The 21016-nt window shown below is 44.2% G+C and carries 18 protein-coding genes; 6 read left to right on the forward strand and 12 right to left on the reverse strand.

The window, feature by feature from the left end:
• Positions 1 to 174: 174 nt before the first annotated feature.
• Positions 175 to 1086 (forward strand): hypothetical protein, encoded by a 912-nt coding sequence (locus MASE_RS08435; RefSeq protein ID WP_014949314.1) that lies wholly within the window; start codon positions 175 to 177, stop codon positions 1084 to 1086.
• A 78-nt stretch (positions 1087 to 1164) separates the two neighbouring features.
• Here the strand turns inward: MASE_RS08435 and ppsR are convergent, their stop codons facing one another.
• Positions 1165 to 1977, reverse strand: a complete 813-nt coding sequence (gene ppsR / locus MASE_RS08440; protein ID WP_014949315.1) for a posphoenolpyruvate synthetase regulatory kinase/phosphorylase PpsR — start codon at positions 1975 to 1977, stop codon at positions 1165 to 1167.
• Between the two features lie 272 nt (positions 1978 to 2249).
• Between ppsR and ppsA the strand changes: the two genes are divergently transcribed.
• The gene (gene ppsA / locus MASE_RS08445) at positions 2250 to 4622 is read left to right on the forward strand and encodes a phosphoenolpyruvate synthase (RefSeq protein ID WP_014949316.1); all 2373 of its coding nucleotides are present in this window, start codon (positions 2250 to 2252) and stop codon (positions 4620 to 4622) included.
• Between the two features lie 326 nt (positions 4623 to 4948).
• A complete protein-coding gene (locus MASE_RS20060; protein WP_155279892.1) occupies positions 4949 to 5098 on the forward strand; it encodes a hypothetical protein in 150 nt (49 codons plus the stop codon).
• A gap of 721 nt (positions 5099 to 5819) precedes the next feature.
• Here MASE_RS20060 and MASE_RS08455 read toward each other — a convergent pair.
• The 3 genes from MASE_RS08455 to MASE_RS08465 all read right to left on the reverse strand — a co-directional run bounded on the left by MASE_RS08455 (position 5820) and on the right by MASE_RS08465 (position 9167).
• A complete protein-coding gene (locus MASE_RS08455) occupies positions 5820 to 8081 on the reverse strand; it encodes a molybdopterin cofactor-binding domain-containing protein (protein ID WP_014949318.1) in 2262 nt (753 codons plus the stop codon).
• Positions 8078 to 8584, reverse strand: a complete 507-nt coding sequence (locus tag MASE_RS08460; protein WP_014949319.1) for a (2Fe-2S)-binding protein — start codon at positions 8582 to 8584, stop codon at positions 8078 to 8080. Before MASE_RS08460 ends, MASE_RS08455 begins: the two co-directional genes overlap by 4 nt.
• A gap of 367 nt (positions 8585 to 8951) precedes the next feature.
• Complete coding sequence (locus MASE_RS08465; RefSeq protein ID WP_014949320.1) at positions 8952 to 9167, reverse strand: PGPGW domain-containing protein; 216 nt, start codon at positions 9165 to 9167, stop codon at positions 8952 to 8954.
• Positions 9168 to 9494: 327 nt separating this feature from the next.
• Between MASE_RS08465 and MASE_RS08470 the strand changes: the two genes are divergently transcribed.
• A complete protein-coding gene (locus MASE_RS08470; protein ID WP_014949321.1) occupies positions 9495 to 9911 on the forward strand; it encodes a DUF4826 family protein in 417 nt (138 codons plus the stop codon).
• Positions 9912 to 9958: 47 nt separating this feature from the next.
• On the opposite strand, the gene MASE_RS08475 is transcribed toward MASE_RS08470, so the two are convergent.
• From MASE_RS08475 to MASE_RS08505, 7 genes are all read right to left on the reverse strand, one after another.
• On the reverse strand, positions 9959 to 10417 hold the full coding sequence (locus MASE_RS08475) for a GNAT family N-acetyltransferase (protein WP_014949322.1): 459 nt from the start codon (positions 10415 to 10417) through the stop codon (positions 9959 to 9961).
• Between the two features lie 9 nt (positions 10418 to 10426).
• A complete protein-coding gene (locus MASE_RS08480) occupies positions 10427 to 11593 on the reverse strand; it encodes a JmjC domain-containing protein (protein ID WP_014949323.1) in 1167 nt (388 codons plus the stop codon).
• Positions 11594 to 11948: 355 nt separating this feature from the next.
• Positions 11949 to 12782 (reverse strand): adenylate/guanylate cyclase domain-containing protein, encoded by an 834-nt coding sequence (locus MASE_RS08485; protein WP_014949324.1) that lies wholly within the window; start codon positions 12780 to 12782, stop codon positions 11949 to 11951.
• Positions 12783 to 12888: 106 nt separating this feature from the next.
• On the reverse strand, positions 12889 to 14256 hold the full coding sequence (purB, locus tag MASE_RS08490; protein WP_014949325.1) for an adenylosuccinate lyase: 1368 nt from the start codon (positions 14254 to 14256) through the stop codon (positions 12889 to 12891).
• A gap of 13 nt (positions 14257 to 14269) precedes the next feature.
• Positions 14270 to 14896, reverse strand: a complete 627-nt coding sequence (gene hflD / locus MASE_RS08495) for a high frequency lysogenization protein HflD (protein WP_014949326.1) — start codon at positions 14894 to 14896, stop codon at positions 14270 to 14272.
• Positions 14896 to 16023, reverse strand: coding sequence for a tRNA 2-thiouridine(34) synthase MnmA (gene mnmA, locus MASE_RS08500; protein WP_080589181.1), 1128 nt, complete (start codon positions 16021 to 16023; stop codon positions 14896 to 14898). The genes hflD and mnmA overlap by 1 nt, the downstream gene beginning before the upstream one ends.
• A 353-nt stretch (positions 16024 to 16376) precedes the next feature.
• Positions 16377 to 16919: an rRNA large subunit pseudouridine synthase E gene (locus MASE_RS08505; RefSeq protein ID WP_014949328.1), complete on the reverse strand. Its 543-nt coding sequence runs from the start codon at positions 16917 to 16919 to the stop codon at positions 16377 to 16379.
• 513 nt (positions 16920 to 17432) lie between these two features.
• Here MASE_RS08505 and MASE_RS08510 point away from each other — a divergent pair.
• Complete coding sequence (locus MASE_RS08510) at positions 17433 to 19652, forward strand: NADP-dependent isocitrate dehydrogenase (RefSeq protein WP_014949329.1); 2220 nt, start codon at positions 17433 to 17435, stop codon at positions 19650 to 19652.
• Between the two features lie 562 nt (positions 19653 to 20214).
• Here MASE_RS08510 and cspD read toward each other — a convergent pair.
• A complete protein-coding gene (cspD, locus tag MASE_RS08515) occupies positions 20215 to 20433 on the reverse strand; it encodes a cold shock domain-containing protein CspD (RefSeq protein ID WP_014949330.1) in 219 nt (72 codons plus the stop codon).
• 243 nt (positions 20434 to 20676) lie between these two features.
• Between cspD and clpS the strand changes: the two genes are divergently transcribed.
• Positions 20677 to 20997, forward strand: a complete 321-nt coding sequence (gene clpS / locus MASE_RS08520; protein ID WP_014949331.1) for an ATP-dependent Clp protease adapter ClpS — start codon at positions 20677 to 20679, stop codon at positions 20995 to 20997.
• Positions 20998 to 21016: the final 19 nt, after the last annotated feature.

Raw genomic sequence — 21016 nt, forward strand, 5'->3', positions numbered from 1 at the left:
CGCTAAATCAATGAAATGTAACTGATTATCCGTGATAGATAATTGCTATCAGCGAAAGGTCACGGAGCATGCGATGATGCTAGCCACTAAAGAAATTAGGAGCTTTCGCTAACTATTATAAGAACTGCTTTTAACCTATACTTCATACAAAATAGACGCATTGCCATAATAATAATGAGATCTCTATTAGCCACCGTTTTATTATTCCTAGCGCTTTTTGTATTTCATGCAAATGCCGCGATTAAAGATATTCAGCCTCTTTGCCAGGATAGTGTCGACGAATGTTTATCGAAAATCAGAGCACAGCAATCTCTATTAGATAAGAACACACCACCATGGTGGGACCTTCAAGTAAGAAGGTTTGATATCTTATTTAACTTTCAACGTTATGATGAGCTTTATGCCCTTCTAAGGCCTTGGCTTGAAGCTACAAATTTGAAAGGAATGCCAGAGTACAAGCCACTAGTTTCTCTGTTTTTCGGTAAGTGGTTACGTGCCTGTGGCCGAGAGCAGGAAGCAAGAATAGCGTTAACTAAATCTTTGACGGGCTTGAGAGCACAATATGAAAAGATGCCGTCCCCTCAATTAGGTATAAGAATTTTAAATCTTTTGACTGTGCTTGGTAAAACGAAAGAAGCGCAGGACTTTGCTGAGCAACTGGAAGGTGAAAACTATAATGCGCCTGTCTTTTACCATGAGATCTTTGCTGAGCTTGGGCACGCCGCGCTAAAAGAAGGCGATAACGCAAAACATATTGAATATCGAATTAAATCGTTGAATTGGGCGTTGAAGCTACCCGATTATCAACAGCAAGCTATCGCCTACAGCAATTATGCTGTAGCGCTTCGCAACAATAGGAATTATCAGGAGGCAGAGCAGGCTTTCCTGAATGGTTTAACATGTGCGGAGCAAGCGAAGGATATCGCTCAAATTAACAGTATTAAGTTACGGATAGCGGAAAACGCTACGCTTGGCAACGACCCTGAAAAAGCGAGACGTTGGCTCAAGCAAATATCTGTTGAGGGACTTCCATCTTTACAGCTATCGCGCTACCGAAAATTGGTAAAAGATAACGCACCGCATTAATCGTTAGGTTCATTTCGATTAGCTACAGGCAAAATGCACATTGCGGCACGCTTTTTTGTTTTCCAATTGTTAGATTCACTAATACTTACGGCGCTTCAGTCCAGTCTCGGCTAAAATCTTTGCCGAAATTTCTTCAATAGAATATTTAGTGCTGTTCAAAAACGGAATTTTTTCCTTTCTATACAGGTTCTCAACTTCACGAAGCTCCATCCTACATTGTGGTAGCGATGCGTATTTACTGTTTGCGCGTCGCTCTGAACGTATCTGATGTAGTCTATCGGCTTCAATTGTTAGTCCGAAGAGTTTGTTTTTAAATCGTCTTAGGGCAGGAGGCAGTTTCAGCATGTCTCCCATGTCTTCTTCTGTAAAAGGGTAGTTCGCTGCTTTTATTCCGTATTGAAGGGCTAAGTAAAGACTTGTTGGTGTTTTACCCGAGCGTGAAACACCAGTAAGAATGATGTCTGCTTCATCATAATCTTTTAGATTAGAGCCATCGTCATTAGCCAATGCGTAGTTTACGGCCTCAATTCTAATATCGTAGGTGGTTTCGTGGATACTGTGTGTGCGATGTTTTTCTGGTTTTGAAGGAACACCCAATACTTTTTCCAGTGGCGCTACGAATTGATCGAGAAAATTATAGTTAATGCCCACAGATTTCGAGATTATTTTGCGAATATCTACATTCACAATTGTATAAAAAACGAGCGGCCTTTCTCCGGTGTCTTGAAAACTTTCAGAAATTTGCTGTAAAACTTTGTGAGCTTGTTCCTCAGTTTCAACGAAAGGAATGGTGTTGTGATTGAAAGAAACGGGAAACAGGGAAAGCAGGGCGTGGCCGAAGACCTCTGCAGTGATGGCTGTACCATCTGAAATATAAAAAGCTGTGCGCACAACATATCCTTAACATTGGTGTAATTTTATTACAAAAGTAATAAAGGGTTTACATTCTGAATTTCCCCATTCTAAGATGATTTCGTCGAAAAGCTACACGGTTCTTGTGAATGATGGCAAATATCAATAGGTTTGCTGTCAAACGTAATGGACAGCGTTAACAGTGGTTTTCACCACATATCGACTACAATTTGATGAGTTTCAGGTGACAAAAAGCACAAACCTGAAATTAACCTCATACCCTACACATAAAAAAGCTGGAGGCTTGGGCTGTGCAAGAATACGTACTTTGGTATCAAGAACTGGGCATGCATGATGTGGGTCGCGTAGGCGGCAAAAATGCATCATTAGGCGAGATGATTTCAAACCTGGCGAACGCCGGTGTGCAGGTGCCGGGAGGTTTTGCTACCACCGCCGAGGCATTTAATGAGTTTCTAGAGCAAAGTGGCCTAGAAGCGCGTATCCACGAAGTCTTAGACTCGTTAGACGTAGATGACGTAAACGCACTGACCGAAGCGGGTAAGAATATCCGCCAGTGGATCATCGACACTCCTTTCCAAGGGAAGCTAGAAGAAGAAATCAAAACTGCGTTTGTCACATTACAGGGTGATGCAGGTGAAGAAGCGTCATTTGCAGTGCGTTCATCAGCCACGGCTGAAGATATGCCTGATGCGTCTTTCGCAGGTCAACAAGAGACTTTCCTAAACGTTAAAGGCTATGAAGCCGTGCTTGTGGCAATTAAGCACGTGTTCGCATCGCTATTTAACGACCGCGCTATTTCATATCGCGTTCACCAAGGGTACGACCACAAAGGCGTGGCGCTATCCGCAGGCATTCAACGCATGGTGCGCAGTGATATTGCATCATCAGGCGTTATGTTTACTATCGATACAGAGTCTGGCTTTGAAGACGTTGTATTTATTACCAGCTCATTTGGTTTAGGTGAAATGGTGGTGCAGGGTGCGGTTAACCCTGATGAGTTCTATGTTCACAAACCAACACTTGATAAAGGCCTGCCTGCTATCGTTCGTCGTAACCTTGGTAGTAAGCTTACTAAAATGGTGTACTCAGATGATGAAGCACACGGTAAGCAAGTGTCTATTGTCGATATTGATGCAGCTGACAGCAAAACCTTCTCGTTGACTGATGACGAAGTAATGGAGCTTGCTAAACAGGCGCAGATCATTGAAAACCACTACAAGCGTCCTATGGACATCGAGTGGGCAAAAGATGGCGCAGACGGCAAACTTTACATTGTTCAGGCTCGCCCTGAAACAGTACGCAGCCGTGAAGACTCACAGAGCATCGAACGATTCCAGTTGAAAGGTCAAAGCAACATTGTTTGTGAAGGCCGTGCAATTGGTCACAAAATCGGTGCTGGTGTAGCGAAAGTGCTTGATTCAATTGAAGAGATGGACAAAATCCAGGCTGGTGATGTTCTGGTAACTGACATGACAGACCCTGACTGGGAACCTATCATGAAGAAGGCTTCTGCTATTGTTACCAACCGTGGTGGCCGTACTTGTCACGCGGCAATCATCGCGCGTGAGTTAGGTATTCCAGCGGTTGTGGGTTGTGGTAACGCGACTGACAGTATCAAGAACGGCGACAAAATTACTGTATCTTGTGCTGAAGGTGACACTGGTTTTATCTACGGTGACGAACTAGAGTTCGACGTAGTGACCTCACGCATTGACGCAATGCCTGACCTACCGCTGAAAGTCATGATGAACGTGGGTAACCCTGACCGCGCATTTGATTTTGCTCGCTTGCCAAACGCAGGTGTTGGTCTTGCGCGTCTTGAGTTTATTATCAACCGCATGATTGGTGTGCACCCTAAAGCACTACTTAATTTCGACAGCCAGCCTGAAGAGTTGAAAGAAGAAATTAGCGATATGATTGCAGGCTACGAGTCGCCTACGGAATACTACATCGAGAAATTGGTGGAAGGTATTTCAACCATTGGCGCTGCATTCTCGCCAGAGAAAGTTATTGTTCGTATGTCAGATTTCAAATCGAACGAATACTTCAACTTAGTGGGCGGTTATCAATACGAGCCAGACGAAGAAAACCCAATGTTGGGTTTCCGTGGTGCAAGCCGCTACATCTCTGAAGATTTCCGCGATTGTTTTGCCCTTGAATGTGAAGCCATTAAGCGCGTTCGCAATAAAATGGGCTTGACCAATGTTGAGATCATGATCCCGTTTGTTCGTACATTAGAAGAAGGTCGTCAAGTTATCGAGCTTCTTGAAGAGCAGGGACTTAAGAAAGGTGAAAATGGCCTTCGCGTTATCATGATGTGTGAACTGCCATCAAACGCTTTGCTTGCTGATAAGTTCCTAGACATTTTCGACGGTTTCTCTATTGGGTCTAACGACTTAACGCAGTTAACCCTAGGTCTAGATCGCGACAGCGGTCTTATCGCGCACTTGTTTGATGAACGTGATGAAGCGGTGAAGGCATTGTTGTCAATGGCAATTCAGGCAGCGAAGAAGCGTGGAAAATACGTAGGCATTTGTGGCCAAGGTCCATCAGATCACGAAGACTTCGCCGCGTGGCTGGTACAAGAAGGGATTGATTCGGTATCACTTAACCCTGATACCGTGGTTGAAACCTGGCTTTACCTGGCTGAAAAGCACGGCTAATTACGTAGCTCGGATGTGAAGGCGAGATAGGGTCAGAATTATCTAGTTTTCCATCTAACGTCGTGTTATTTCACGACGTTATCGCTTTGATATTATTGAAAAGAGACCATAAGGTCTCTTTTTTTTGTTAGGCAACTTAAAGTGATGGCCACTCATCTAGAAGCAAATCTTTGCTCGTGTTTCATTCCTTAAAAAAACTGTGGTTATTTAGCAAAACTATGCATTTTTGCGTGTTGAAAACATGACTTTGTGTAATTAAAAATGTAATATTACAAAGTGACTTTCACTTTGAATCTTTGATTAATAATTAACTTGGTTGAATTCTCATGGCACATAATGACAGCGCAGTTTCAGTAAATACTTCCGAAGAAAACGTTATGCAATCACGCTCTGTGGTAGAGCAGTTGGCGGAAGCGCAAAAAGAAATTAACGAGCTTAAAATGCAGTTAATGTGGATGGAACGCAACTACGAGTAAGAATAACCTATTGGAATAAGGCGGGAATTAACCGTCAAACACTGAAAGTGTTTTCCTTCTAATTGTAAGGTTACAGGTTGATTTACAGTTTGAATGAAAGGAGGTCATGTTGGCCTCCTTTTTTGTCTCTAATGGTTGTTTGCTGCTCTTAAGCAATGGCTTAGTTAGTTGGAAATGGCGAATATGCTAATGACTAGGTTTTTTCGCCTTTTCGATGTGCAACAAAACTCAAGACCTTCTTATATTACTTGGTTAAATTATGTCCGGTTGGATTAGTGTGCTATTGTAAATAACGTTTGGCTAACAGTATGCATGAGGCAGGGAGGGAAACTAAGATGGCTTATAAATTTAAGTTTTTTGCACAACCTGTAATCAGTAACATCAGAACGTTCTGTGAAGCTGCGCTGGTTGAATTCACTATTGGTCTGATATGTGCAGTTTTCGCCTATGCAAGTTATGGTGTATTTATTCACCTTTTTGTTGCTTGCGTTGTTATCTCGATAGCGTGTTTTTGCCTAAGTATCTATAACTTATATAGTCTTTTCTATTATTCATAAAGCAATTCGCTTTTTCGCTACTATTGAGACACACCCGAAAACAGCATACATCCATAAAAAAAGGGTTAACACTGTGTGTTAACCCTTTTTGATATGATTGCCTGTCTTAAATAGCGTTAGTATTTATTCATCAAACCAGCGATTAAGCCGAATCTATAGAATGCTTACGCTTTAAGCTGGTTACCAATAGGTAGCTGGCGAATACGCTTACCGCATGCAGCAAAAATGGCATTGCACAGCGCTGGCGCATACACGGGGGTTGCAGGTTCACCTACACCTGCTGGCGGCGCATCGCTTTCAATTACTTCAACTTCTACCTCTAGTGGTGAATCGCTCATGCGCGGTACACGGTAGTTGTGGAAGTTACTCTGCTGTACACGCCCTTTATCAAACGTTATACCGTCACTGATTGCTGTTGTGATACCGTAAACCGAGCCGCCTTGGGTTTGGTTTTTAACCGTATCGGTGTTAACTACAGTACCTGCATCAATAGCTACCCATGATTTAATCACGCTAAGATCGCCAGCGTCAGACACCTCAACTTCAACCACAGTAGCAACGTAAGTTAAAAAGCTACGGTGCGCAGCAATACCCAGTCCGCGGCCTTTAGGCATTTTGCGGCCCCAGCCTGCCATGTCAGATACTTTCTCAATTACATTGCGAAGACGACCTGTATCCAAAGGATAAACCGACTTGTCACCCCAATAGTTTTGATATTCAGCTTTTTGATCCGTCACATCAATAATTCTATCAGGACCAATTACTTCCAATAGGTAATCTTTAGAGTCTTTGCCTGCTTTGTGGGCTGCTTCATTAATAAACGACTGTACAGCAAACGCGTGGAAGATGTTCGATACTGAACGCATCCATCCAATACGGGCTTTGGCTGGTGCTTCACCGCGCTCTAACTTCATGTTGGGCGTAAGAATAGGGTTATCCGTAAAGCCCAAATCTAACTCAAAGCTAAAGGGTGCGTTCGCGCCCTCTTGGAACGTAGAGGCAATAGGTGAAAACGCGGTTCTGTGAAGATAAGCGTCAATTTTACCGTTTTCATCAAGTGCAGCTTCAACATGTTGAGCAGAAACCGCGTGATAGAAACCGTGCTGAATATCATCTTCACGTGTCCATTGAACGCGAATTGGCTTGCCCGTTTTCATTGATAGGAATGCTGCTTCCGCTGAAAAGTCAGGCTTAGATTTACGCCCGAAAGCACCACCTAGCATGGTAACGTGAACATTGATTTTTTCTTTGTCCATGCCAACCATAGCGCCCACGGTTTCCATATCAGCCTGCGGATTTTGTGTTGCTGCCCATACGTCAACGCGATCTTTATAGTACATGGCAGTAGCACATGGTGGCTCCATTGGGGCTTGTGCTAAATGCGGCACGTAATAGTCAGCAACCAGTTTGTCGCTGGCTTTTTCTAAAACGCTCAACGCATCGCCTTTTTCTCTAACAAGCGCTTGAGGTGCATTTACTGTGTTAAGCAACTGCTCTTTAAAGTTCGCTGAGTTATAGTCGCCATTTGCGCCATCGTCCCAGGTGACGTCTAATGCTTTGCGGCCTTGCCATGCTGCCCATGTGTTGTTAGCTATAATGGCTAGCCCACCTTTTGGTTGGAACTGAGGCGCACCTTTTGGCGCTGGAATTTCAATTACATCAACAACGCCATTAACCGCTTTTGCTTTATCTGCATTGAAGCTTTTCACCTTACCGCCCACTACAGGTGGGCGTTCGATTATAGCAACAAGTGCTTTTGGCTCGCGCACGTCGGCGGCGAAGATTGCTTTACCGGTAACGATATCTTGAAGGTCGATATGCGCCATACCGGTATTGATGTAACGCCATTCTTTCCTTTCTTTAAGCTTAAGCTTATCTGCTTCTGGCGGCGTAATGGTTAATGCATCGTCTATTAAGTCTTTATAAGCAAGCGTTTTACCTGAAGTGTGTGTTACCACATGCTGCTCGGCAACACAGGTACTTGGCTCAACACCCCAACGCTTAGCTGCTGCATGTTGCATCATATGACGCACGCTTGCGCCCATTTCTCGAAGACGCTGCATATTGAAGCGGATACTACGCGAGCCATCGGTGTTTTGGTCACCGTATTTGGGGTCGCCTTTGCCTTGAATAACAATGACTTTGTCCCACGCAGCTTCCATCTCGTCAGCTACAATTTGCGCAATGGCGGTTCGGATCTGTTGACCCATTTCGCTGCGGTGACACGTTACTTCAACCATGCCGTCAGGGCGAAGTGCAATGAACAAGTTTGCGCGCTTTGCGTTTTCCGCCGGCTTTGCTAATACGCCAGCCATGGCGCGAGGTGCACCACCCATAAAATAGGTACCAAGAACCAGTGCACCCGCCGCTGCTGTCGATTTTAAGAAACTGCGGCGATTCATATCAAAATAGGTATTCTCACTCATGCTTCTTCTCCCGCTTGGGTTGGGTCAAAGTAGCTCACGCCAGCGTTGCCGCTTATTGATTTCGACGCAGACTTAATGGCCTTGTGAATGCGAGGGTACGTGCCGCAACGACAGATGTTGCCCGACATATTCTGAACAATTTCTTCGTCACTTGGCGTTGGGTTGGTTGATAATAGACTGGCAGCTTGCATGATTTGCCCACATTGACAGAAACCACATTGTGGTACTTTGTGTTCTACCCACGCTTTTTGGACAGGGTGATCGCCATTTTCGCTTAGCCCTTCAATAGTGGTAATTTTTCTGCCTTGAACGGCTGACACAGGCAATACGCAAGAGCGTTGTGCCATGCCATCAATGTGAACAGTACAAGCGCCACATTGCGCCATACCACAGCCAAACTTAGGTCCTGTAAGATTTAATTCGTCACGAAGGTACCACAACACTGGTGTTGATGGGTCACCAGAAAATTCGTGTTTGTTACCATTAACGGTAAACGTGATCATGGTCTTGTCTCCATAGGTAAGCGAAAGATATGACTTGGACCAGATTGTTTAAACCTGGCCTACCCAAGCAGCGCAATGCGGGGTCAACGCATTACACAAAATCATATCGATACGGTTACATTGCCTGATGATACGAACTATCTAAGATGCTGAGCATGCTCAGATAATTGCCACTATTATTATTGTTAAAGGCTTCGCAATTTATACTTTAGATTACGTTAACACGCATTGCATCATTACGCATTTACATAAGTTTAATTGCTAACACTTTGCGACAAAGTGGTGAGAGATGAAGAGGGAGGCGAAACGCACTGTGCGTTATGGCGTGCTCAACTTTCTAAAAGCACACCTGTTAGAACAAAAACAATTAACGCAGCTTTCGCATAAGAAGAAAACGATCAATTCTACGGGCACCATTCGTCATTGTTTTTTGGCTGTATTTGAGCCAGCTTCGCGCTTTTGGCCAGTCGTAACTTAAGAGCACTAAACCGCCTATCACTAACAAGATAGAGCCCGGAAGCAATGTTAGAACAATACCGCCGATAAACAAGATTGCTCCAAGGGTAAGTCTTACTATTCGCATGTATAAACACTCGGCTTGGTGAAGTTTTCATCTCACAGTTTCGCCCAAAGATGCACATTTGCCAATATGAAAAATGTAAATGTTTGTGCCCGACCTTTGAATAACTGGGTGTTGGGTATTCTTAAAGATTGTCGAATAAGTAAGCGGTTAACACCTTCGGTGGGCACAATGCCCTAATTGCGGTGGAAAGCAGGGATGAAATAAAGTACAAAGATAAAAAAGGCGTACGCTACGAACTAGTGGCAAAACTGCCTATAAGGTAACTGAGACATGGGTATCAAGTAGCAGTACTAGTAAGAACAGATAACGATAATAATGAGAGTAAAAATGGCAGAACAACCAGAAAACCAACCAATCAGTGATGAAGAACGCGCAACGTGGGTACGAGAACAGTTTCAAAAGGCAAACAAATTTTTAGCGGAAAATGGCGTGTTGTTTGATTCTGTTATTACCGAAGAAAGTCGTTATTTAATGCCGTACCTTGCAGTTTGGAAAATTAGAGCAATGGACAGTAAACGCTATTGGGTTATTAGTGGTGATTTACCTTCTGATTACACATCAGTCGATAACGCCAAAGACGCCAAGGACGTACTTCGTCACTTTGCTATGCATTGGCAGTTGAAAGCAGAAAACCTCATTAATGCAGAGGGCGCAGACGATACTCAAAAGGCGTTTGGTGCTTTACTAATTAATCGTGCTGAAAGCTTGTTTGCCATGCAGAACGCGCCAGATCTTTGGAACTAATTCCAGGCAATAGCCTGTATTAGTGAGACGTTTTGTAAATACATAGCTTAATGAAGTTGAGTCACGTCCGGAAGAGGAAATCGCTCTGCCGGACATTTTAGGCGCTGTCTTGGAACGCCTGCGTCCATAAATACTTGCCCGTCGGGAATAAAACCAATGGATTGGTGATAGGACACGCTTTCTAAATTGCAGACTACTTTGATAATGGGGACGTTGTTTTGCTTTGCCGTGTTAATCAGCGCTTCAAACAAAGCGCGATAAACAGGCAATGTTCTGTGGCAGCGCTTAACAGCAATTCGGCCTAGTTCGCCTCGTTTGGTTAAGCGCCCAGTGGCAATGGGTTCGTTTTCATCATTGACGATAAGCACATGGCACGCTGAGCTGTCGTGTTCGTCGAACTCGCTTGCCTCGGGGACGCGCCACTCTAAAACAAATACATGTTCCCTTAGTGCTTTCAGTCGATGTTTATCCTTTTCCCAATCGACGTTTTGTATCGTAAACGCCATACCTACCTGTTAACCTTCGAACCATTCCCAGTAACCATTATTGATAAGTGTAGTTAAGGTTTCTAAAAATGTAAAAGAAGGCGCGTCTTGGCAACACGTTGCGTTCAAAACGCCTCCTGATGCCAGCACTTCAAACCATTCTTGGTCACTTTTACCAAATTCGAACTGACTGCCATTTACAAAGAGCGCGCGAGGAAGACCACGCTTACCGTCACATAGTAATGCACGCACACCCGGTGCAGGAACAAAGCTAATGCCTGCGGCAAACTCATTTGAAATTTGCTCTAGCGATACTTCGTCTTCTAGCGGATATTCAGGAATGCCTTGTTCACTCATGGCTTCTAGAAGTGCCAAAGTAAAGTCTTCACCGTTTATCGCATCTATGAGCTGCTGCTTAAGAATGGCAACATCGCTTGGATTTACCCAAGCACGATTGCCTTGCATAGAGCGGCTTGCATCGGTAAAGCGATAATTATGTGCGCCTTTATCCAACATCATCGCCAGGCTTTCCGCTAGTTGCAGATTGTCCGGAGCACGATAACCCACAGAGTAGGTGAGGCTATCTTCAATTGTCGCTCCATCATGAGGCCAGCCCGGTGGTACGTACACCACATCGCCAGGCTCAACCACAACATCTATAACAGGGTCGAAGCCTTCAATTTGTCTTAATTTTGGATGTGGAAAAACTTCTTTATAGTCCGCCGGCTTGCCCACACGCCAGCGTCTTCGGCCCTTACCTTGAACTAAAAATACATCATATTGGTCGATGTGAGCACCAACGCCTGCACCATTGGTGGCGAAGCTCACCATCAGGTCGTCCAATCGCCAATTAGGGATAAAAGAAAAGGGATGTAGTAGAGGGGTTACGTCGGGCACATATTTATCTACGCCTTGAACTAGTAATGTCCATTTGCCCTGACATGCATTGTCAAAATCGGTAATTGGCCCTTGTTCAACATGCCAGCTGCCTTTCACGTTGCTAATAATACGTGCATCCACTTCCGACTCTTGTGCTAGACCGGCAAGATCGTTCTCATCGATAGGATCTACAAAGTTGTCAAAGAAGTGTTTGATGACTACCGGCTTTTGCTGCCAGTAGTTTTTTAGAAAGGTTTCTGCATTAAAGCCGTTTCCAGATTGTGCATCAATAATGTACGAATTGTCGTTAGTGGGCATAGTGTCTCTTATAGTAAGCCAATTAAATGGGCTTAATCTGTTGATTTAAGTATTGTGCGTGGCGTTACAAATATGCGGTAAGCGTTAGCACTTTGTCAAAAGCGAGGTCGAAGTTTATGGGGGGCATTATCGATTATTGAAACATTTATTGCTACCTTGCATTTGCTTCACCTGATTCAACAGGGAAAGCCGAATTCATAACGGTTCGCATAGATAATTACCCACTCAGCGAAACTTAACATGTTCGTACTCGCGGCGAGTTACTGCAGGTGTAATTCATCTAACTTAGAAATCACGTGCTTTTTAGCTCAATGTTTACATGGCATGGGTAGTTATCAGATGCGCTAGACAGGAGTTAGCAAACGTATGCGCTCATTAGCATTGTTTTCGTATGCAGCTGTTTTGGTAGGAATGTGGTTTCTTTGCAATTTTCGCCACACATTTTTGACTCACTGAGTTTCCGCTTGTCGTGTTCACGCGTTGAGAGCTCAGTGTTAGCGTTTCTATTTGAACCACAAGTGAAGTACGTATTAAAGGAGCAAGGGTTATTCGCACTCGCGCTAGAGCGATGCATAATCTGTCGTTTAACCAGGCTGTAAGACTTCTCACAAATAGCAATTGTATTAGGTGCTGTGTATTGCTCTAACATTGCAGCCCTATTTACCGTAGTCCCCCAAATATCAAAGCCTGCAAGCGGGCGAGCAGATTGGCCGGCAAGTAAAGATCCTGTCGCAATGCCAACTCGCAGTTGACTTGAAGATGATGCTAAAAGGTCGTTGCTATTTACAAGCTCGCGAGCGCGAAATGCGAATTCGATGGCGTTCACCAGAGCGTTCAAAAGCGAGTGTGTTGTACTGCTAAGTTCGCCGCTAAAACCAACCGCAATATATTGATCGCCGTTGGTTTTTAATGGCGAAAGGTGTAAATCAGCGGCAAGCACATCGAATTCAGAAAACAGGCTATCTACAAGTCTGGCGCATGTAATGTCGCCATATTTAACTGAGAGTTGTTGGAAGCCTGATAGGTCACAAAAAATGACGACGGCATTTTTTATACAGCTTTTTAAATTCGCGGCACTACTTTTGGTTTCTAGCGTTGGACTTAACACCTTCGAAACCGTGGGGGAAAGTACAACACAGTGTTTTTCCTGCAATGAGAAAGGAGTGTGGTTCGTGTTGCGTAAATCCATTTGCTTGCTCCCACGGGTATGTGAAAATTCAATGTAGAGAAGTTTAGGAATAAAAAAACGCGGTACTAATGACCGCGTTTTTCAGTGTAGTGGAAAGCGTAAGGGCTTATAACTGATCTACAAGCCTGATTGCATCACCAATGTATGTAGCAGGCGTTAATGCCTTAAGCTCTGCTTTGGCCGCTTCTGGCATATCTAGGTTATCAATAAACTCAGCAATGACCTCAGCGTTTACTTTCTTACCACGGGTCAGCTCTTTTAGCTTCTCGTATGGCTTTTCAATACCGTAACGACGCATAACAGTTTGAATAGGCTCTGCAAGCAGTTCCCAATTGTTGTTTAGCTCGTTAAGTAAGCTTTGCTCATTAACTTCTAACTTGCTGATACCTTTCAAAGTAGCCTGATACGCAATAACCGCATAACCTACACCTACGCCAAGGTTACGTAGTACGGTTGAGTCGGTAAGGTCACGTTGCCAGCGAGAGATAGGAAGCTTAGCTGCTAAATGGTCAAAAATAGCGTTCGCCAGACCTAAGTTACCTTCCGAGTTTTCAAAGTCGATAGGGTTAACTTTGTGTGGCATGGTAGAAGAGCCGATTTCGCCAGCTACCGTTTTTTGCTTAAAGTGACCCAGTGCAATATAACCCCAAACGTCACGATCGAAATCGATAAGGATGGTGTTAAAGCGCGCAATGGCATCAAACATTTCTGCAATATAGTCATGCGGCTCTATTTGCGTAGTGAACGGGTTCCAGGTTAGACCTAGTGAGGTAACAAACTTCTCTGAAACGTCGTGCCAATCTACATCTTTATACGCTGACAAGTGTGCGTTGTAGTTGCCCACTGCACCGTTAATCTTACCAAGTAACTCAACACCTGCGATTTGGCTACGCTGACGCTTCAGGCGAATAGCCACGTTTGCCATTTCTTTACCCATGGTGGTAGGTGAAGCAGGCTGACCGTGAGTACGTGCCATCATAGGTACGTTCTGGTAGCGCTTAGCAAGCTCTACTAGCGCTTCAATTAATTTGTCACAGTAAGGAAGAATAACGGCCTCGCGGGCTTCGCGAAGCATTAAGCCATGTGAAAGGTTGTTGATGTCTTCAGACGTACACGCAAAGTGGATAAACTCATTTACTGCTGAAAGCTCACTATTGTCGGCAACCTTCTCTTTAAGAAAGTATTCAACTGCTTTCACATCGTGGTTTGTTGTGCGCTCGATTTCTTTGATGCGCATGGCATCTTCAACACTAAATTCAGCTACTATTTTGTCTAGTAGTGCATTTGACGTGTCTGTAAAAGCAGGAACTTCTTCAATTTGTGGGTTAGTAGACAGCATTTGTAACCAACGTACTTCTACTTCTACACGGTATTTTAATAAGCCGTACTCACTGAAAATACTGCGTAATTCTACGCTTTTGCCAGCATATCGACCATCGACAGGGGAAATTGCAGTTAACTGACTCAGTTCCACCTTAAGCTCCTCACTAGTTTATTAATCGTAGTGCTTTAACAGCACTGTTAAGAATGTGTTTGCGTTTAAATAAAATGTTTCTTCGTTTTCCACCCATCTGACGCCACATTACTGCAGCCCTAACACCTGCAAGCAAAAGCGCACGCACTTTATGCTGAGTAGCAGGTTGGCTTAAATAATCTGGGTTACCAGCTACCTGAATACGCGGTGCTAGCGGACTGATGATATCGCTGTAAATGCTCGCTAAAGAGGAGACTATTTGTGGGTTTTGGAAATCGATGTGAGCAAGCTGGCGCTGAACATGGGAAATACGTTCGCCCAGTTCCTGCATTGCTTTAGGCTTTCTCGCTAGCTTTCTTTCAAGGCCTAGAATACTAGCTATATAGCGGGTTAATTCCGTATCTTTTGTTGCTTGTTTGTCAGATAGCTGTGCTGCGAGTGTGGTGTAACCGGTTTTTAAGTTGGCGAGCTGGCCGAAGACCTGTTGAGGTGTTTCTGGGTCAGTAACCAGTATGCTCGATAAGCTGGCCTCTATAGCCTCGTTATCGGCAGAACCTCGTCTGGCAAGCTGCTGAACCAGCGCAGCAGCTTGACATACACCAGCAAGAGCTAGGTTATTTTCTATGTCGGTATCTAACATCAGCGAATATAACTCTCAATAATACCGCCGCCAAGGCAAACTTCGTCACTATAGAACACCGCTGACTGCCCCGGCGTTACCGCCTTCTGCGGCTCATCAAATATCACTTCAATGGTGTCGTCTTGAGTTGGCGTTATTGTACATGGGATATCGGCCTGACGATAACGGGTTTTAACTACCGCGCGCACAGGCTCTGTAATCGTTTTTCTATCCACCCAGTGTAGCTGCTTTGCTACCAAGCCTTTCGAGTATAGGCGAGGGTGGTCGGCACCTTGGCCCACAATAAGCACGTTGCGAGCAACATCTTTATCTACCACATACCAAGGGTCGTCACCGTATTTGGCTAATCCACCAATGTGTAAGCCTTTACGTTGACCTAGCGTGTGGTACATCAAGCCTTCGTGTTGGCCAATTTCTTCGCCTTCTGCTGTTTCAATAACGCCAGGCTGAGCGGGAAGGTAACGAGCCAGGAAGTCTTTAAATTTGCGTTCACCAATAAAGCAAATCCCAGTAGAGTCTTTCTTATCATGAGTGATAAGACCTTGCTCCTCGGCAATTTTGCGAACTAATGGCTTTTCGATGTCACCCACAGGGAAGAGCGTTTTAGCAACGTGCTCTTCGCCTAATGTGTAAAGAAAGTAGCTCTGGTCTTTGTTGTTATCAAGACCGCGTAGCATTTGCCATTTACCGTCAACTTCTCGGCGACGAACATAGTGACCAGTAGCAATGTAGTCAGCGCCAAGGTCTTCTGCTGCAAATTCAAGAAACGCTTTAAACTTAATTTCTTTGTTGCACATAATATCTGGGTTTGGCGTACGGCCCGCTTTGTATTCCTCTAAGAAATACTCAAACACGTTATCCCAGTATTCTGCTGCAAAGTTAATGGTGTGCAGTTCAATGCCAAGTTTGTCAGCAACCGCTTGTGCATCTTTTAAATCTTCCGCTGCGGCACAGTATTCATCGTTGTCGTCTTCTTCCCAGTTTTTCATGAAAAGACCTTCAACCTGATAACCTTGTTGTTGGAGTAGGTAGGCTGAAACAGACGAATCGACACCGCCGGACATTCCGACGATCACTTTTTTGCTGGCGTTAGATTCAATATCACTCACTATGGATTGCACACTCATTTGATTAATAAAAAAGAAACCGTATTTGCTAAATCAGTCACCAATTAACATGTTGATAAATATGCTAAGGCGCTCACCCACTCAGTGGGCTATACCACTAATCAGCCACTTACAAATCGGCCCGTTTTCGAGGTCGCGGATTTTATCAGATTCCGATAGCTAATTCACATTTAATCCTTATCTGATTAAGTAATTAAATATGTGCCAAGCGGCCGTTGTCCTTTGCTGTAAAAAATTGTCTATATGCAAAGATGAACAGCAACCTTTAACAGCGCTAAAAATCCGTAACGTTTCGGTGCCTCTTTTAGTGTGGTCAAGGAAGGTGATTTCAAGTATTAGAAATTGAATTGCCTTTAAAAGTGAACGTAGCTGCCATTATCAATACCATCAATGGTCCAATTACCCACGCGATATCTGATGAGCCGAAGGGTGGGGTAGCCGACGTTCGCTGTCATACGTCGCACTTGTCTGTTTCTGCCTTCTGTAATGGTAATTTCTACCCAGCTAGTAGGGATCGACTGTCTAAAGCGTACGGGCGGATTCCGCGGCCACACGCTAGGTGCTTCCATGGCCTTTACTTTAGCGGGGCGAGTCATTCCGTCTTTTAATTCTACGCCGTCACGCAGCGCCTGCATTGCTTTTTCGTCCATAATACCTTCAACTTGCACCCAATAGGTTTTGCTGGTTTTAGCTTTTGGGTTAGCAAGTTTATGCTGAAGCTTTCCGTCATTGGTGAGTACGAGAAGACCTTCCGAATCTCTGTCGAGTCGTCCTGCGGCATACACACCGGGAACATCAATATAGTCCTTTAGGGTTTCTCTACCGTCTGCATCAGTAAATTGAGAAAGAACTTGAAAGGGCTTATTAAAAAGCACCACTTTAGCGTTTGAAGACATATTACTTCCGCTTGTTTAAATTCAAAATTTCGGGGGGGATTTTACGACAAATGACGATGCTTCGCATGGGAAAATCAACCGCAAATAGTGGTTTGCTCAATGAAGTTTGTCGATAAATTCGGTGATCTTATGAGTTAAGACAATGGTATGACTTGTAACTCAAACTTTCGACCCTATACTAATGGTCGCTCCCATTTTTATAAGAGAGTGCATCTGCATAATTATTAGACAGTTTTAGCAGTGATAAGCGGGCTTGCTTATACATCGTATCTCGAAATTGCGTACGACTAGGTAGTCGAGTGCAAAGCCATGAGATGCATATTGCTAACATAGGGAATTGAATAATATGTAGGGAAGAAAACAGCAAGTGACCTAGTGCTTAATAAAAGCAAAAGGTGGAAAACATCAAATACGTTTCGCAATGACTGTGGGCGTGACATGAACATGTTGCGGGTTGTTGCGACCTAATGGACTAAAGACGACAGTACCCTGTCGAGAAAATTGAGGTATATAATGACCAAGTCTAAGATCATCTACACGAAGACTGATGAAGCGCCAATGCTGGCGACTTACTCACTTCTTCCAATCATCCAGAAGTTTGCTGCGGCTGCAGATATCGACGTTGAGCTAAGCGATATTTCACTTGCTGCACGTGTTTTGGCAAATTTCCCTGAGTATCTTTCTGAAGAACAAAGAGTGCCAGACGCGCTAGCTGAACTGGGTGAGATGACCCAAGACCCGAACGCTAACATCATCAAGCTTCCAAACATCAGTGCCTCAATTCCACAGCTTCGTGCAACTATCAAAGAATTAAACGCAAAAGGCTTTAATGTACCAGCGTTCCCTGATTCACCTAAAACAGCTGAAGACGAAGAAATTCGCGAGCGTTACGGTAAAGTATTAGGTAGTGCGGTAAACCCTGTGCTACGTGAAGGTAACTCGGACCGTCGTGCACCGACAGCGGTGAAGAACTATGCCCGTAAGCACCCGCATTCAATGGGTGAGTGGTCTCAAGCTTCTCGTTCGCACGTAGCGCACATGCGCGGTGGCGATTTCTACTCTGGTGAGAAATCAGTGACAGTTGAGAAAGACGGTCACGTTAGCATCGAATTTACGGGTAAAGATGGCAGCAAGAAAACCCTTAAACCGCGTGTAGATTTGCTAGCTGGCGAAGTTATCGACGGCATGTTTATGAGCAAAAAAGCGCTGTGTGAATTCTTCGAAGAGCAAATTGAAGATGCGAAAAACACAGGCATTCTTTTCTCACTACACGTAAAAGCGACCATGATGAAGGTGTCTCACCCAATCGTATTCGGTCACTGTGTAAAAGTATTTTACAAAGATCTATTCAACAAATGGGGTGACCTGTTTGAAGAGCTAGGTGTTAACCCTAACAACGGTCTTGGTAGCGTTTACGACAAAATTGCAAGCCTACCTGAGAGCCAACGCTCTGAAATTCAAAAAGATATCAACGCATGTTATGCCGACCGCCCGCCAATTGCGATGGTTAACTCTGACAAAGGTATCTCGAACCTTCACGTACCTAGTGACGTAATTGTTGATGCCTCTATGCCTGCAATGATCCGTAACTCTGGTCAAATGTGGGGACCAGATGGAAAGGCGCACGACACTAAAGCAGTAATCCCTGAAAGTACTTATGCAACGATTTACCAAGAAGTTATCAACTTCTGTAAAACGCATGGTGCATTCGACCCGACAACGATGGGTACAGTGCCTAACGTTGGTCTAATGGCGCAAAAAGCAGAAGAGTACGGTTCACACGACAAAACGTTTGAACTTGAAGCAGACGGTACTGTGTCGATTATTGACCAAGACGGCAATGTTCTTATCTCTCACGATGTTGAAGAAGGTGATATCTGGCGTATGTGTCAGGTGAAAGACGCACCTATTCAAGATTGGGTTAAGCTAGCAGTAACGCGTTCACGTCAATCTGGTATGCCTGCGGTATTCTGGCTAGATGACGAACGTGCTCACGATGCGCAACTTATCAAGAAAGTTGAAAAGTACCTACAAGACCATGATACCAACGGTCTAGACATTCAAATTATGTCTCCTGTACGCGCTATTCGCTACAGCATGGAACGTGCAATTCGCGGTCTGGATACCATTTCAGTAACGGGTAACGTACTTCGTGATTACCTTACTGATTTGTTCCCAATACTAGAGCTTGGTACCAGTGCTAAAATGCTATCAATTGTTCCGTTGATGGCTGGTGGTGGCCTTTATGAAACGGGCGCGGGCGGTAGTGCACCTAAGCACGTGCAACAGTTCGTTGAAGAAGGTCACTTGCGTTGGGACTCACTCGGTGAATTCCTGGCACTTGCTGTATCGCTAGAAGATGTTGCTATTAAGCACAGCAACACCAAAGCAAAAGTTATTGCTACTGCACTTGATAAAGCAACGGAAAAACTACTAAACAACGGTAAGTCTCCGCTTCGTAAAGCAGGTCAGTTGGACAACCGTGGTAGCCATGTTTACCTAGGTCTATACTGGGCTGAAGAAGTAGCGAACCAAACGGAAGACGCAGAACTAGCTGCGCAATTTAAGCCAGTGTATGAAGAGTTGTCTGCGAAAATTGACGACATCTTGGCTGAGATTGATGCAACGCAAGGTAGCGCGCAAGAAATTGGTGGTTACTACTACCCTGACGAAGATAAGCTTTTCGCAACCATGTCTCCAAGTAAGACATTAAAAGCTATCTTAGGCGCATAGTATTTTGTGTATATGCGTTAGGCTTATAGGTCTAGCGCATAGAATAGTATTCTCAAATCTGAGAAGCTATTTCAAAACAACGTTTAAAAGCCCTCTCTTCAAACGAGAGGGCTTTTTTTATGTAGAACCACTATACCTGCGCTAACACGCAGCGATTACGAACATTTTATACCAATCCGCATAGATAATTGCCCTCTCAGAAGGCGTTTTAACTCTCGCTGAGTGGGTAATTATTTATGCGGACTGGTATTAAGCCTAGCTGAGTAGGCAATGGTCTACGCGGACTGGTATAAGGGGTAATAAGGGGTAGGGCGATATACCTTATGTTTTGGAAACGAATGTATAAGCGGGAGATAAAAGGAACAGGAAACAAGCTCGTTGATTGTCTAATTTGAACTATTACGCAACTTTAATACACGACGTTAAGATAACGTAATGCTTATTTTTGTGGGGAAAATTAAAACGCACTTATCCGCACAGGCGCTTTACTGCACCTACACATTTTGAATGGCAAGAAAAGCAAAAGCCCGACGTAAAAGGTCAGGCTTTAAAAATTCTTTTCTTAACGCTCTGGTTCTTCTTTGAAGCCAATGTTCTCAGCGTGAAGACCTTTAGGCCCTTGCTGAACTTCGAACGTTACTTCTTGACCCGCTTTTAGCGAACGGTAGCCTTCCATTTGAATCGTAGAGTAATGCGCGAAAATATCTTCGCCGCCGTCCTCAGGAACGATAAATCCAAAACCCTTTGCGTTGTTAAACCATTTAACTTTGCCAACCGCCATACTTCGACTTCCTCTTAATCCTTGAACTCACGAGTATATGCCCCCATTATAGATCCGGAGACACGGTGGAAAGAGTATTGATTGTAGCTGCTACGCAGTAAGTTATGTCGTAGCTAACGTGCAATACTCAAAACCACTATACAAAATGTAGATTTTTTAACCATATTATGTCAAGGGCAAATGTGAATAAATTTATCCAAAAGTTTGTACACATATGTGCCATTAAACCACTATTATTAAGTTATGAGTAAAGACAACGCTATTAGTATCGAAAAGGAAAAACAGAAAGACGCGCAGCGACAGAAGCCGCAGCCGCCTCCCATGTATAAAGTGTTGTTGAACAATGACGACTATACACCGATGGATTTTGTCATTGAGGTACTCATGCAGTTTTTCAATATGGACGCTGAGAAAGCCAACCAACTTATGCTGACCGTTCATTATCAAGGAAAAGCCGTGTGTGGCATTTTTACTGCTGAGATAGCAGAGACAAAAGTGATGCAGGTTAATCAGTACGCACGCAAACATCAGCACCCGTTGATGTGCACGATGGAGCAGGCATAAGGTTTTTTGTAGAGGGCGA

Source organism: Alteromonas macleodii ATCC 27126 (genome assembly GCF_000172635.2).
Lineage (GTDB): Bacteria > Pseudomonadota > Gammaproteobacteria > Enterobacterales > Alteromonadaceae > Alteromonas > Alteromonas macleodii.